Source organism: Rhodococcus sp. UYP9, assembly GCF_040547235.1.
Taxonomy (GTDB): domain Bacteria; phylum Actinomycetota; class Actinomycetes; order Mycobacteriales; family Mycobacteriaceae; genus Rhodococcoides.
On record NZ_JBEPPH010000001.1, the window covers coordinates 425,821 to 439,689 of the forward strand.

The following is a 13,869-nucleotide window of genomic DNA, read 5'->3' on the forward strand; positions in this document are numbered from 1 at the left end:
CACAAGCACGCCCCGAGTATTCATACTCGAACTAACATTTGTAGGTGTACAACTATCGGGGCGGTCCATATGACAGAACCTTCGTCACAGCGCCGATACCTCGTGCTCGGCATCTGCTGCCTCAGCCTCTTCCTGGTCAGCATCGACAACACCATCGTCAACGTCGCACTTCCGTCGATTCGGGCCGAGCTGAACTCGTCGGTGTCCGGTCTCCAATGGATCATCGACGCGTACACCCTCGTCCTGGCATCGCTGTTGATGCTCGGCGGCTCTACCGCGGATCGTTTCGGTCGCAAGAAGATCTTCATGATCGGCACCGGATCCTTCATCCTCGGATCGCTACTGTGCAGTGTCGCGCCGTCGCTGGGCTGGCTGGTGGCATTCCGCATGGTTCAGGCCGTCGGCGGATCGATGATGAATCCGGTCGCGATGTCGATCATCACCAACACGTTCGACAACCCCAAGGAACGCGCAGGGGCGATCGGCATCTGGGGCGGCGTCGTCGGCGTGTCGATGGCTGCGGGACCGCTGCTGGGCGGGGTGCTCGTGACGTCTGCAGGGTGGCAGTCGATCTTCTGGGTGAACGTCCCGATCGGACTTCTCGCGTTGGCACTGACGTGGAAATACATCCCGGAATCCAAGGCACTCCATGCGCGCAGGTTCGATCCCGCGGGTCAGATACTGATGATCGCCTTGCTCGCCGGTCTGGTGTTCACGATCATCGAGGGATCGGCACTGGGCTGGACCTCCCCGCTCATCCTCGCGACGGGCGCGGTGACCCTCGCATCGCTCGTCGGGCTGATCCTGACGGAGTCCAGACGCACCGAACCGCTCATCGAACTGTCGTTCTTTCGCAGCGTCCCGTTCAGCGGCGCCACGATCATCGCCGTGTGCTCCTTCGCGTCACTGGGTGGCTTCCTGTTCCTCAACACCCTGTATCTGCAGGACGTCCGTGGCTACTCCCCACTGCACGCCGGCCTGTACACCTTGCCGATGGCCTTGATGACCCTCGTTTTCGCCCCGATCTCCGGACGCATCACCGGATCTCGCGGGCCGCGCATCTCACTGGTGGTCGCCGGAGTCGGGTTCATCGTCTCTGCCACCATGCTCACCCGTCTGACTGCGGACACGTCCTTCGGCTGGCTCGCGGTGTCCTACATCATTTTCGGTATCGGCTTCGGCGTGGTGAACGCCCCCATCACCAACACAGCGGTATCGGGCATGCCGCGCAGTCAGGCCGGTGTGGCATCTGCAATCGCGTCGACGAGCAGGCAGGTCGGCCAATCGCTCGGAGTCGCGGTCGTCGGATCGATTGTGACCGCAGGTCTGGTAGGTAGCTTCGAGGACGGTTTCATCGACGCTGCGAGACCTGCCTGGACCGTCATGTTGTGCGCCGGTGTCTTGGTGCTGATTCTGGCAGTCGTCACCACCGGAGGGTGGGCGCGCGGTACCGCACACGCCGTCGCCTCCCGCTCGAAGGAGTTGGTCTCGTGAACGCCCCCGACGTCTGGGCCGACATGCGCAGGCTCGTCCTGGAGGTGTCCGATCCACACCGCGCCGTCGTCGCCGCGACCGGAGAGAGCTTCTTCAGAACGAAAGTTCTCCGACGGCTCCTGCACGGACCGCTCTCGGCGGGCGAACTCGCCGAACAACTCGGCTCCGATCCGCCGTACCTGTCGATCACTCTTCGCGATCTCGAAGCCAGAGGCCACCTCGGACGCACGGAGGACCCGTTCGACCGACGTCGACGCGTCGTTGCCCTCACCGGTTCCGGGCGTGAACTCGCGCGCGTGGCGGACGAAGTCCTTCGAACGCCGCCTGCTGCCTTGTCCGACCTGAACGAGGCAGACCTCGCTACCCTGTCGCGGATTCTGTCTGCGCTACTCGGCGACTCGGTCACCTCCGCGTAGGACTGCAAGCACCCGCTAGTCTTCGTAGGTGACGACGATGTCCTGAAACCCCTTGTTCCGCTGCGCTTCTGCCTGGCCGGTGTAGGACTTCTTGTCACCCTCGGTGAGTTCTACGTTGTCGGTGAACGGCGTCAGTAGCGCACGAGGATGCAGTCGGTCGACTCGAACGGCATTGATCTCGATACAGAGAACGATGAGTATCGATGCGACATAAAGGAATCCGAGCAGACCGAGCACGATCGCGAAGACTCCGTTGCTGGTGCTGACATTTCCCACCACATATCGGATGTAGATCCCTCCGAACGCTTGCAGTGCCTGCCAGAGCACTGCGGCGACGATTGCCCCCGGCAGTACGTCCCGGAGGGTCAGCGGACGTGGCGTTCCGATCCTGAACGCCACGGAGAAGACTGCGGCGTTGACCACGACGGCGCCGATCAAGGCCAGCGTGCCACCTGCAAACCCGAAGACGCCGGAGGATGCGACGGCGTTGAGAACGGTCAGCCCGATGATGGCCGTACCGACAGTGCTGAGCAGCAGTAGACCCCGCAATCGTGCGCGCAGCGGGTCTGGCTGCTCGTTGCGCGGAACGGACCAAGCGGTGTTCATCGCGTACTGCGCGGCGAGCGAGATGCCGAGCCCGCCGTAGAGCGAGCCGACTATGCCGATGACGATTGCCGTCACACCGCCGCTGAGACGGTCCGGTTCGCCGAGTTGATCTCCGATGACGGGTATCTGACTCATCGCCGAGTCGAGGATGCTGGCCTGCAGGTCCGGATTACCGGCAAGCACGATGCCCAGCAGCGTGGTGAACAAGAGCAGTAGCGGAAACAGCGACAAGAACGCGTAGTACGCGATCAGGGCGGCGAGGTATCCGCCGCGGTCGTCGAGGAATTTGTACACCACTGCCAGCGGAAATCCCGCCGATGGATGCCTTCTTTGAAACTCGTCCATTCGCGCCAGCATCATCGGTCGAATCCAGCCATGCTTGTCACACTCCTCCGCCGCGCCACTCGCGACCGGATCACACATACCCACTGCTCATCCATCCAACACCGCCTCCGGCCAGGACCGTCGGACAGCTCTGGCACCATCGAGGACATGAGGGCTGTGACTGGCTGGAGCTGGGAGGCAGGATGAGTGACGACCGCGAGTACACCGAAGATGGCCACTTCATCGTGATCGAGGGTCGGCGCTGGAGAGCGACTGATCCTTCCATTCCCGAGGACCGCAACGCTGAACTACGGTCGATTCTCATGGCCTGGCGACGCGACGTTCGCTCCACCGGGGGCACCGCCGCCTCCCGAGCAGGGGTGCAGGCCGCGAAAGTCGCTCTGGGAGAACGTGGCACACCGTGGTGGGAGCAGTTGGAATCCGAGCGGCGGGCCAGATGGGAGAAGGACGTCCCGCGACCGGGTGCGTGACCAGCCGGCCGTAAGGTCGCTAGGGACAGCGTCGCGTGGCACGAGCATCTGGAGCACCTGAATCGACATGGAACTAGTTTCTTCACTACCCGCCGACACCCCTCTGCACCAGGTTGCAGAACGTGTCAAGCGCATAGAGGATCTCGGTTTCGACACCGTGCACATCTCCGAAACCGTCCGAGATCCGTTCGCGGTCGCTGCTCTCGCCGTCGAGCACAGTTCCACGCTGGCCGTCCGGACGTCGATGGTGGTGGCGTTTGCGCGTAGCCCGATGGTGACGGCGTTGGCGGCCTGGGATTTGGCGAGCTTCTCCCGTGGCCGGTTCCAGTTGGGGTTGGCGACTCAGGTGCGGGGGAACATCGTCGGGCGGTATTCGATGCCGTGGACAGACCCTGCTGCGCAACTGCGGGACTACATCGGCGCTGTTCGGGCGATCTTCGGAGCATTTCGTGACGGAACCGCGTTGGATTACCAGGGCACGCACTACACGTTCGATCGCTTGCAGCCATATTTCAATCCGGGTCCGATCGACGTCCCGTCGCCGGAAATATGGACAGGTGGAGTCAATGCACGGATGTGCAGGCTCGCCGGCGAGATAGCCGACGGCTTTGTCGTTCATCCCACGTGTTCGCATCAGAAAGTGCTCGAAGAGATCACCATCCCCTACCTCGAAAGTGCCGGCCGAAGGCCTCGCATCATCGCGGTCCCGAAGACGATCACCGGTCGCGACGCGGCAACGGTGGCCTCGGCCCGGGAACCTGTGCGAAAAGAACTTGCGTTCCTGTACTCCACCCCGGCCTATCGTCTCGCTCTGGATGCACTCGGATTGTCCGAGGTCGGCGAGAAGCTGACCGGCATGTCCCGCTCGGGTGACTGGGCTGATCTCGCTGGCGTAATTACCGATGACGTACTGGACGTGCTGGTCACCCAATGCACGTACGCCGAACTGCCTGCAGCACTTGCATCGAAGTACGAAAATCTCTGCGACGGTATCGCTTTGGCAGTTCCATTGGATCGTGCCGATGACGGGGAGTTTCGGAAGATGTGCGCGGAGCTCCGAGCTCCGAAGTAGTTCGTGGCGAGCTCAGCGACTCCGGAAGCGGTCGATGGCGGCGGCGCGACGAGCAGAAAGTCGTGCCCACACGCTCTGCTGAATCGCCAGAGTAGCCCAACCGGCAATCGCCATACCGGTGATATTGAGCAGCAGCTGAAGAGTGCTGCCCCATATTTCCGTACCAACCCCGAATGCTATTCCGAGCGCGACGTTTCCGGCGGCAGGCACCGTAGTCACCGAGATGAACACCCCGGACAACCCACCCGTCTTCGCCGAGGTGATCGACAGAACCCCTGCTGCTGCCGCGATGACTGCCACGATGAACGACCATTTGTCCGGTGAGTAGATGAAAGCGGTGCTCGGCCGAGGTCCTGTGATGTCGTCGATGACCACCCAGCCCACCGCGCGCGCCACAAGTACGAAGAGAGTGGTCGTAGCGATCGAGAGAACGAATCCGACCACGAGGGTCCTGCTCGCACGGACCAGCAGCGTAGGTCGTTTCCGCACCAGCGCGACACCGAGAGCTGCGATAGCCCCGAACTCCGGACCGAGAACCATTGCACCGATTATCAGGATCTGCGAATCGATGACGATCGCGATCGATGCGAGCAGCGTGGCCATGCCCATGAAACTCAGGTAAGTCCAATTCAGTTCGGTGTCGTCGTACGACCGCTGCGCCACGTCCGCCCACACCACCGAGTCTGCGCTGCTACCCGGAGTTCGCTTCTCTGCTTCGAAACCCGAGCGCGAGAGCCAGCTACGAACCGGCTCGATATGGATGCTGCCATCCTGATGCACTCCGAGATCGCGTAGGAAATCGATGATCTCGTTCGCTCCCTCCCGCGCTATATCGGCGACGACGAGGTCACCGACGGGTTCGACGGAAGCCTCGCGTGTCACCGCGATACCGCTGACAGCGGGACTATCGACAAGACATGCGAGCACGTCCTGAGTCAGCATCGAAGGCGAGAGGATACGCAGGTGCAGCATGCCCATATTCTGCGCACAGCCCGGACAGACCCCAGCATCGACTCCCTCTCGGTTCATCCGCGGTCGACGCATTCGGGCGTTCGCTCTCAATCGACCACGAGCTCGCCTTACTTGCATTATTGCGCAAGTAAGAATACCGTCAATCTACATAGTGCATTAATGCGAAACTCAAGAATCTGTGGAGGTCCGCGATGAGGACTCGATACCGGCATGCGGAACACTTGGCTTCAGGTGTTCCTGGCGCCGTGACTGTGGTCGGACTACGCGAATCCTCCCCGCGAGCTCGGCAAACTGACGGTTCGATTCGCGGCTGGGTTGCCATGGAGGAGTACGCCGCCGTCATCGAGAACCTCACGTCACTGCGTGTGACACGACTTCCACTGGCCGACTGCACCGAGACCGACATCGTCGATCGCCTGTGCGGGGTCGACGCGAACGTCGGTATCGCCCTGATGGTCGGATCGAACGGTGCACACTCCGAAGCGATCGCTCGTCGCGTCGACGTGCGGGGCGGCCCGACTGTCGTCACCGAGATCGACCTCGCTACCGCCACGATGGCAGCGTCGGTCGTCTCCACGCTGGGCCGCCGCGGCATTTCACCCAGCCGTGGGCAAGTGATCCTCGCCTGCCCCGAACGCGCCCCACTACTGGGTCCAGTACTCATCGAATGTGGAGTCGGAAGCGTCACCAGTTGGAGTAACCATGACGCGCAGGACTTTTCGCTGCGCCGCCTGCTCACGCACAACGATGTTCTGGTGGACCTGTCCGACTCGGCAAGTCGGGTCGGTGGGAAAATCGAGGGATCGATCACTCTCGGATCGAATCCTGTTGCGGCCGTTTCGCTCGCACTGACCGGACTCCTCGATGCACTGAACCGGCGGACACTACCCCGCGTCGACGCACAAGTTCTGGCGGCCTGTGCGCGCGCTCTGAACTATCTCGAAACATCCGGCCTCCAGCCCAGCCGGTGACAACTGTGAATCGGCAACCTCATGCCACCTCGAAGGGATACCCCATGACCGCCTCGAGCACTGTCGATCTCGATATCGGCTGCCCACCGACTTCACACGCCGATCTCCTGATGTGGGTGAGCGACGTCGCGGAACTCACCACACCCGACCGGGTCGTCTGGTGTGACGGCACCTCGGAAGAATGGGACAGGCTGACGGCACTACTCGTAGCCAAAGGCACGTTCGTCGAATTGAGCGAGCCCCCGAACTCCTTCCGCTGCGTCTCCGATCCCGAAGATGTTGCGCGCGTAGAAGATCGCACCTTCATCTGTTCGGAGAACGAATCGGATGCAGGGCCGACGAACAATTGGATGGACCCGCTCGACATGACGACGGTGCTGACGGAGGAGTTCCGCGGCGCGATGGCGGGACGAACGATGTACGTCATCGGCTATTGCATGGGGCCCCTCGAGTCCGTCGCACCGAAATTCGGCGTCGAGATCACCGATTCCGAATACGTCGCGGTATCGATGCGCGTGATGACTCGCACCGGCACACCGATCTGGGATCGTATGGGCACACACGCAGACTTCGTCAAAGGACTTCATTCGGTCGGCGCTCCGCTGGCACCGGGCCAACAAGACCTCTCGTGGCCGTGCGACAACACGAAATACATTGCGCACTTTCCTCAGACGCGAACCATCTGGAGCTACGGATCCGGATACGGCGGCAACGCCTTACTGGGCAAGAAGTCGTTTGCCCTGCGCATCGCTTCGGCGATGGCCCGCGACGAGGGGTGGCTGGCCGAGCACATGCTCATCTTGAAACTGACCTCCCCTGCCGCCGAAGTGCGTTACATCGCCGCGGCATTCCCCTCTTCGTGCGGCAAGACCAACCTCGCGATGCTCGAACCGACCCTAGACGGGTGGACCGCGGAAACCATCGGAGACGACATCGCCTGGATGCGATTCGGTGAGGACGGGCGGCTCTACGCCGTCAACCCCGAAGCGGGGTTCTTCGGCGTCGCCCCCGGGACCGGAATGTCCACGAACCCGAACGCCATGCGCACCATTGCTGGAGGCAACTCGATATTCACCAATGTCGCCCTGACCGACGCCGGCGGTGTGTGGTGGGAGGGGATGACCGAGCAGGAGCCGGAGCATCTGATCGACTGGCGTGGCAACGACTGGTCACCGAAATCCGATACCACTGCCGCACATGCAAATTCACGCTATTGCACCCCGATAGACCAGTGCCCGACAGCCGCTGCGGAATGGAACGATCCAGCCGGAGTCCCCATTTCGGCGATCTTCTTCGGGGGCCGCCGTGCATCGACGGTGCCATTGGTCACCGAGGCATTCGACTGGCAGCACGGGGTATTCCTGGCCTCGACCCTCTCGTCGGAAACGACGGCAGCCTCGACTGGAAGCATCGGGGTGGTGCGCCGCGATCCCATGGCGATGCTGCCCTTCATCGGGTACCACGTCGGCGACTACTTCCAGCATTGGCTCGATATCGGGGCCGGTTCGAGCCGTCCAGGAGCTCTACCGAAGATCTTCTACGTGAACTGGTTTCGCCGTGATGACGACGGGGATTTCCTGTGGCCGGGCTTCGGGGAGAACCTTCGGGTGATCGACTGGGCGTTGCGCCGAATCGACGGAAAGGTCGACGCGTTGTCCACCCCTCTCGGCTACGTCCCCACCTCCGATTCCCTCGACCTGACCGGTCTCGACATCGATCGAGCCGATGTCGACGCGGCCCTGGCCGTCGACACCGACGAACTTCTCACAGAAATACCCCTCATCGACCAGTGGTACGCCACCATCGGTGGCAACAAACTCCCCGATGCCCTCCGTCAAGAGCTGAACTGGCTCAAAGTGCGCCTATGCGGCTACCCGAGAGGTCTGGAAAAGTCTCATCGGCACCGGCTGGAACATCATTGCGTCGAGTCCGGGAACCCGAATCGATGATCATCACACCTCGACCCTCGATCCGGCAGCTGGTCGCCTACCTCGCCGGGCGGCCACTGCCCGCGAAGTTCAGCGCCTGGGTCGTCCACGACATCACCGGACCGGGTTCAACCCGGCACTACGCAACCCGGTGCATCGTCCCACTCGTCCCGCTGCTGGCCGCATGCTTGCTCGTACCGGGCCCACTGTTCGTCCGCGCCGGCATGATGCTGATCCTGCTACTCCCGTTCGTCTATTTCATGATCGCTCTCAAACCGATCTATCAGCGTCATCGCCTGGTCACCCATGGGCTCGATCCCGCGCTGTTGACCGCATACAAGCAACGCACCATCGACGACGACGCGGCCCGCTATTCGGCACGGTACCGGGGTTTCTGATCGATCGCGCGAAGTAAAAGCTCTTCGATCCGAAGGTGAACCGAATCCGTATCATCCTCTGTCGCAATGATACTGAGAAACAGTGAGGCTCCCGCCGCCATCGCGATCAGCGCTCGAGCGTCGAGCACGGCGTCGTCCGCTGCATCCCGCGATGAACCCGCGGAGAACAGTTCGGCGGGAGGCCCGCTGAAGCTCTGCCAGAGCTGACGACGAAGATCCTCGTTACGAGTGAAGGTGCTGATCAGACCCGGAACTGCTGCGCGCACTTCCGGTTTGGCGAACAGCTCGCGACTTCCTGTCGCCACCCATCGCACCCAACCGTTCGGGTCCGTACCGTCGAACGGCTCGAGGTCGGGGGTCGCTCCGAGGATCGAGTGCAACACCAACTCTGCTTTGGACGACCATCTTCGATCGATCGTGCCGCGACCGACGCCCGCACGGGCAGCGACGCCGCGCATGCTCAGCTCTTCCCATCCGAGCTCCATCAGCAGCTCGCGGGTAGCCGACAACACTCGGTCGTCGACGCTGCTGTCTCGGGGGCGGCCGGCCCGACTCTTACCGCTACTGCTGTCCGGATTCATGAAATTTCGTCACACTCGCAGTTTATCGTCTATGTTCTATTATGATGCCGCTGGCATCGTATTGCTGCAATTAGGGGTAACTGCATGGTTGAACAAAACGTACACGGGTCGCTGTCACGACGCCGCTTCTTCGGCGCTGCCGCCGCCACCGCGGTAGCAGCCGCAGTCGCGGGGTCCCAATGGACGCCCGCCGCTGCTGCGCCCGTCGGCGAGGCCTCGCTTACGGTGCCGCCCGAGTTCCCTGGGGGGATCGACCTCTATCAGCAGGGCTACGTGAACTGGTCCAAAGAGATCGTCTTCGACCACGTCTGGACATGCGCACCGCGGGGCGAAGGCGAGGTAGTGACGCTGGCCAACTGGGCCGCGAAGCACGGCTACACGATACGGGCACGAGGCTCGATGCACGGTTGGAGTCCGTTGACGGTCGTCCCCGGATATTCCGTCGACAAGGTAATTCTCCTCGACACGACCGCGCACCTGGTCGGGGTGAGCGTGGATCCGACGGGGTCGCCTGCCACCGTGACGGCTCAGGGTGGCGCGAGCCTGCTGTCCATATTGACCGCACTCGAAGGCCGCGGATTGGGTTGGTCGAGTATCCCGGCCATCGGCGACATCACCATCGGCGGCGCTCTCGCCATCGATGCGCACGGCGCCACCCCTCCGGCCGACGGAGAAACTGCAGTCCCCGGAACCAGTTTCGGTACCGTCAGCAATCTCGTCACTGCCCTGACGGCAGTGGTCTGGGACGATTCCGCGGGAGAGTACGTCGCGCGGGTCTTCACCCGATCCGACCCGGCCATTCGCCCACTGCTCACCCACCTGGGCCGGACCTTCATCACCTCGGTGACGCTCCAGGCAGGCGCCGACAAACGTCTCAGATGTCTGAGCACCTTCGACGTCGGCTGGCAGGAACTGTTCGCGCCGGCAGGATCACCGGGTCGGACTTTCGAGAAGTATCTCGCCGAGTTCGGAAGCGTCGAGGCCATCTGGTTCCCGTTCACCCAGGAGCCATGGCTCAAGATCTGGAGCGATGAACCGAACCGCCCGGCACAATCACGGGAAGTGACCGGACCGTACAACTACGCGTTCTCAGATACGCTCCCCGAGCCGCTCACCGACGGATTGGGCGTGGTGGCGACACAGCTCGCGGCCGGCACACCCGCATTCGGTGCGTCGCAGCTCAGCGCAGTCAAAGCCGGCATGGCACTCACCGGCACCGGCGACATCTGGGGCACGTCGAAGAACGTCCGCTTGTACCTCCGCGCCACTACGTTGCGAGTGACTGCGGGCGGAGGCGTCGTGCTTGCACGCAGGTCCGATGTCGCCACGATCATCCACGACATGACCAGCTGGCTCGATGAGCGGCTCACGCATTACAGCTCACTGGGTCAGTACCCGGTCAACGGCCCGTTCGAGGTGCGTTTGTGCGGGCTCGACCACGACACGGAAGTGGACGTGGAAAGCTCGGGCCCGCCGTCTCTTTCAGCGGTGGCCCCAGTGCCCGGCCATCCGGAATGGGACACCGCAATCTGGCTGAACGTGGTCTCCTTCCCGGGCACGCCCGGGATGCATGCATTCTTCCGCGAGATGGAACTGTGGATGCATGGACACTTTTCAGGTTCACTCGGAACCATGCGGCCCGAGTACTCGAAGGGCTGGGCGTTCACCGACGACCGGTCCCACGCCGACACCGAGTTCCTGACCCGAACACTCCCATCCCGGTACCCCGAGTGGGAGTCCGCCTCCGCAGCATTCGACGAGTTCGACCCACGGCGAATCTTCCGGAACCCCTTCCTCGACAAGGTAATGCCATGAAAATATTCGAATCAGCCGATCTCGGCCCCCTCACCCTTCGTAACCGTGTCATCAAAGCCGCGACCTTCGAAGGACGCACCCCGGAAGCTCTGGTCACCGATGAACTGATCGATTTCCACCGGGCCGTCGCTGCCGGCGGAGCCGGCATGACCACCGTCGCCTACTGCGCATCCTCGCCCGAGGGCAGAACTGACCGCCATCAGATCTTTATGCGCCCGGAAGCTGTTGCAGGACTGACACGTCTGACCGAGGCCGTCCACGCCGAGGGCGCCGCCATCTCCGCTCAGATCGGGCACGCGGGACCGGTTGCGAACTCGCAGTCCAACCGCGCGACGGCATTGGCCTCCTCGTGGCAGATCAGCCCACTGAGCCTGCGACTGACGAGGACGGCGAGCGCAGCCGACCTCGATCGCATCGTCGCCGACCATGCCCGTGCCGCCAGAATCGCTGTGCAGTCCGGATTCGATGCTGTCGAACTGCATTTCGGGCACAACTATCTGGTCAGCTCATTTCTCAGCCCAGCGCTCAACCGCAGATCCGACCAGTTCGGCGGAAGCCTCGAGAACCGGGCGCGCGTCGCACGGGCCGTAGCGTCGGCCGTGCGCACCGAGGTAGGCACCGAGATCGCCGTCACCGCGAAGTTGAACATGGATGACGGAGTACCGGGCGGCTTTTGGCTCGACGAGAGCCTTCAGGTTGCCCAGTGGCTGGAAAGCGACGGCTCGCTCGATGCGCTCGAGTTGACCGCAGGCAGTTCCCTGAAGAACCCGATGTACCTCTTTCGTGGAGATGTACCGTTGCGCGACTTCGCGGCGTCGTTCCCACAGCCGCAGCGAGCGGGTATCCGCATGGTGGGCAGCAAGTTCCTGCGTGCCTACCCCTACAAAGAGGCTTACCTGCTCGAACAGGCACGCCAGTTCCGCAGTGCAGTGGACCTCCCGCTCATCCTTCTCGGCGGAATCTCCACGCGGGAAACGATGGACCTCGCTATGACCGAAGGGTTCGAGTTCGTGGCGATGGCGCGCGCACTTCTGCGTGAACCGGATTTGATCAATAGGATGCAGAAAGAGGAAGTCACTTCCTCTCTCTGCATACATTGCAATCGCTGTATGCCCACCATCTACAGCGGCACGCGCTGCGTTCTCGTAAACGAAGGAACTCGATGAATCGCTTGGCCGGACGCGTCGCATTGGTAAGCGGCGCTGCACGCGGAATGGGGCTCGCTCACTGCAAAGCGATGATCGCCGAGGGTGCACAAGTCGTCCTGGGCGACATCCTCGACGAGGAAGGCACCTCGGCAGCAAGCGAATTGGGTGATGCCGCACACTACGTGCATCTCGACGTCACGTCGGAAGAGAGCTGGGCCGAGGCCGTCGCGGCGACCACCGAGAAGTTCGGACCGGTCACAGTTCTGGTCAACAACGCCGGCATAGTAGGCGGCAACCTGATCACCGCCTACGAAACCTCCGAGTGGCAGCGCATCCTCGACATCAACCTGACCGGAACGTTTTTCGGTATCCGCGCCTGCGCTCAATCGATGATCGATGCAGGCGGCGGCTCGATTATCAACGTCTCCTCCGTCGAAGGGTTCCGCGGTAGTCCCGGACTGCACGGGTACACCGCCACGAAGTTCGCGGTGCGCGGACTGACGAAATCGGTTGCACTAGAGCTGGCGCCGAAGAACGTGCGGGTCAACTCCATTCACCCCGGCTTCGTTCACAGCCCGATGACCGAAGGCATCCCCGAGGACTTCCTGCAGATCCCACTCGGTCGTGGCGGCAATGCCTCCGAAGTGTCTTCCATGGTCGTCTTCCTGGCCAGCGAAGAGTCCTCCTACTCCACCGGATCCGAGTTCATCGTCGACGGCGGCCTGATGGCAGGCGTGCCGCACCGCACCTTCGACTGAATCGCCTCGTACACCGGCGGGCGCATGGTGCGCCCGCCGGTGTAAGTCGTTCGCACACAGCACCTCTCGTCACCGCAGGTACGACGCACCGTTGATGTCGAGGATCGTGCCCGAGGACCACATAGCCTCCGGCGAGGCAAGGTAGACGACACCGGCTGCGACTTCCTCGGGGGTGCCGACCCGGCCGAATGGGCTCTGGTTACGGATGGTGTCTCCCGTCGGGCCTGCCAGCTTGATGTGCTGCCGCTCGGTGGCGATGAAACCAGGCGCCACCGAGGTCACGCTGATTCGATGCGGAGCCAACGCCAACGCCATCGACTGACCGAACGCATGCAACGCCGCCTTGCTCGCGCCGTACGCCGGATGCTCGGGCTCACCCACGAACGCACCCCGCGAGCCCACATTCACGATCGCTCCCGGCACTTGTCGCTCTATCAGATGGTTGGCCACAGCCCAGGTCACGTTGGCCGCGCCCAGCAAGTTGACGTCGACCATGGTTCGCCAACTCGACACCCACTCGTCGTACGACGTCTCTGCCACCGAATGACGGTTGCGCTCGGACGGCGCCACAACCGCATTGCACACCAGAACATCCACCGCCCCACCCACATTCGCGATCGCCTCCGCGACGAGGGCCAGCGCAACCTGAGGGTCCGCCAGGTCGCCCTGCACGAGCGCATGCCCCTCGCCCGGAAGCTGCCGGAGTGTTTCCTCGGCCTCTTCGCGGCCCGTCCGATAGTGCACGGCGACACGATCGCCTCGCTCGGCGAACGCACGCGCGACGGCACGTCCGATACCCCGCGAAGCACCTGTCACCAACACGCCCCTGGCAGGACGGAATGCAAGGTCTGTCATGACTGAACAGAGTGCCCCCGACTCCCGCGTAATTCAACTT

14 protein-coding genes are annotated in these 13,869 nt (G+C 62.7%); 10 read left to right on the forward strand and 4 right to left on the reverse strand.

Annotated elements, in window-relative coordinates; all coding sequences use genetic code 11:
• The first annotated feature begins 69 nt into the window (after positions 1–69).
• Both ABIB36_RS02035 and ABIB36_RS02040 read left to right on the forward strand, forming a co-directional pair.
• Entirely contained in the window at positions 70–1,494 is a 1,425-nt protein-coding gene (locus tag ABIB36_RS02035) for an MFS transporter (protein WP_084346997.1), read from the forward strand.
• Positions 1,491–1,910, forward strand: a complete 420-nt coding sequence (locus ABIB36_RS02040; RefSeq protein ID WP_084346996.1) for a MarR family winged helix-turn-helix transcriptional regulator — start codon at positions 1,491–1,493, stop codon at positions 1,908–1,910. Before ABIB36_RS02035 ends, ABIB36_RS02040 begins: the two co-directional genes overlap by 4 nt.
• Before the next feature lie 15 nt (positions 1,911–1,925).
• On the opposite strand, the gene ABIB36_RS02045 is transcribed toward ABIB36_RS02040, so the two are convergent.
• Positions 1,926–2,873, reverse strand: coding sequence for a YihY/virulence factor BrkB family protein (locus tag ABIB36_RS02045; protein ID WP_084347104.1), 948 nt, complete (start codon positions 2,871–2,873; stop codon positions 1,926–1,928).
• Positions 2,874–3,043: 170 nt separating this feature from the next.
• Between ABIB36_RS02045 and ABIB36_RS02050 the strand changes: the two genes are divergently transcribed.
• Complete coding sequence (locus tag ABIB36_RS02050; protein ID WP_354558987.1) at positions 3,044–3,331, forward strand: hypothetical protein; 288 nt, start codon at positions 3,044–3,046, stop codon at positions 3,329–3,331.
• Positions 3,332–3,398: 67 nt separating this feature from the next.
• A complete protein-coding gene (locus ABIB36_RS02055; RefSeq protein WP_084346994.1) occupies positions 3,399–4,403 on the forward strand; it encodes a TIGR03617 family F420-dependent LLM class oxidoreductase in 1,005 nt (334 codons plus the stop codon).
• 12 nt (positions 4,404–4,415) lie between these two features.
• On the opposite strand, the gene ABIB36_RS02060 is transcribed toward ABIB36_RS02055, so the two are convergent.
• Positions 4,416–5,375: a DUF389 domain-containing protein gene (locus tag ABIB36_RS02060; protein ID WP_084347103.1), complete on the reverse strand. Its 960-nt coding sequence runs from the start codon at positions 5,373–5,375 to the stop codon at positions 4,416–4,418.
• 245 nt (positions 5,376–5,620) lie between these two features.
• On the opposite strand from ABIB36_RS02060, the gene ABIB36_RS02065 reads away from it, so the two are divergent.
• The 3 genes from ABIB36_RS02065 to ABIB36_RS02075 are packed head-to-tail and all read left to right on the forward strand — an operon-like array spanning position 5,621 to position 8,672.
• Positions 5,621–6,346 (forward strand): hypothetical protein, encoded by a 726-nt coding sequence (locus tag ABIB36_RS02065; protein ID WP_143542130.1) that lies wholly within the window; start codon positions 5,621–5,623, stop codon positions 6,344–6,346.
• A gap of 44 nt (positions 6,347–6,390) precedes the next feature.
• Positions 6,391–8,295 carry a phosphoenolpyruvate carboxykinase (GTP) gene (locus ABIB36_RS02070; RefSeq protein WP_354558988.1) on the forward strand — a complete coding sequence of 635 codons (1,905 nt, stop codon included), beginning with the start codon at positions 6,391–6,393 and terminating at the stop codon, positions 8,293–8,295.
• A complete protein-coding gene (locus tag ABIB36_RS02075) occupies positions 8,292–8,672 on the forward strand; it encodes a DUF5313 family protein (protein ID WP_084346991.1) in 381 nt (126 codons plus the stop codon). The genes ABIB36_RS02070 and ABIB36_RS02075 overlap by 4 nt, the downstream gene beginning before the upstream one ends.
• Here ABIB36_RS02075 and ABIB36_RS02080 read toward each other — a convergent pair.
• On the reverse strand, positions 8,645–9,253 hold the full coding sequence (locus tag ABIB36_RS02080; RefSeq protein ID WP_084346990.1) for a TetR/AcrR family transcriptional regulator: 609 nt from the start codon (positions 9,251–9,253) through the stop codon (positions 8,645–8,647). The two genes, ABIB36_RS02075 and ABIB36_RS02080, sit on opposite strands and share 28 nt — an antisense overlap.
• A gap of 84 nt (positions 9,254–9,337) precedes the next feature.
• On the opposite strand from ABIB36_RS02080, the gene ABIB36_RS02085 reads away from it, so the two are divergent.
• Genes ABIB36_RS02085 through ABIB36_RS02095 form a run of 3 tightly spaced genes read left to right on the forward strand, consistent with a single transcriptional unit; the run spans position 9,338 to position 12,974 of the window.
• Positions 9,338–11,068 carry a cholesterol oxidase substrate-binding domain-containing protein gene (locus ABIB36_RS02085; RefSeq protein ID WP_084346989.1) on the forward strand — a complete coding sequence of 577 codons (1,731 nt, stop codon included), beginning with the start codon at positions 9,338–9,340 and terminating at the stop codon, positions 11,066–11,068.
• Complete coding sequence (locus ABIB36_RS02090; protein WP_084346988.1) at positions 11,065–12,234, forward strand: NADH:flavin oxidoreductase; 1,170 nt, start codon at positions 11,065–11,067, stop codon at positions 12,232–12,234. Before ABIB36_RS02085 ends, ABIB36_RS02090 begins: the two co-directional genes overlap by 4 nt.
• Complete coding sequence (locus tag ABIB36_RS02095; protein WP_354558989.1) at positions 12,231–12,974, forward strand: glucose 1-dehydrogenase; 744 nt, start codon at positions 12,231–12,233, stop codon at positions 12,972–12,974. Before ABIB36_RS02090 ends, ABIB36_RS02095 begins: the two co-directional genes overlap by 4 nt.
• 69 nt (positions 12,975–13,043) lie before the next feature.
• Here the strand turns inward: ABIB36_RS02095 and ABIB36_RS02100 are convergent, their stop codons facing one another.
• Positions 13,044–13,829: an SDR family NAD(P)-dependent oxidoreductase gene (locus ABIB36_RS02100; protein WP_354558990.1), complete on the reverse strand. Its 786-nt coding sequence runs from the start codon at positions 13,827–13,829 to the stop codon at positions 13,044–13,046.
• Between the last annotated feature and the right edge of the window lie 40 nt (positions 13,830–13,869).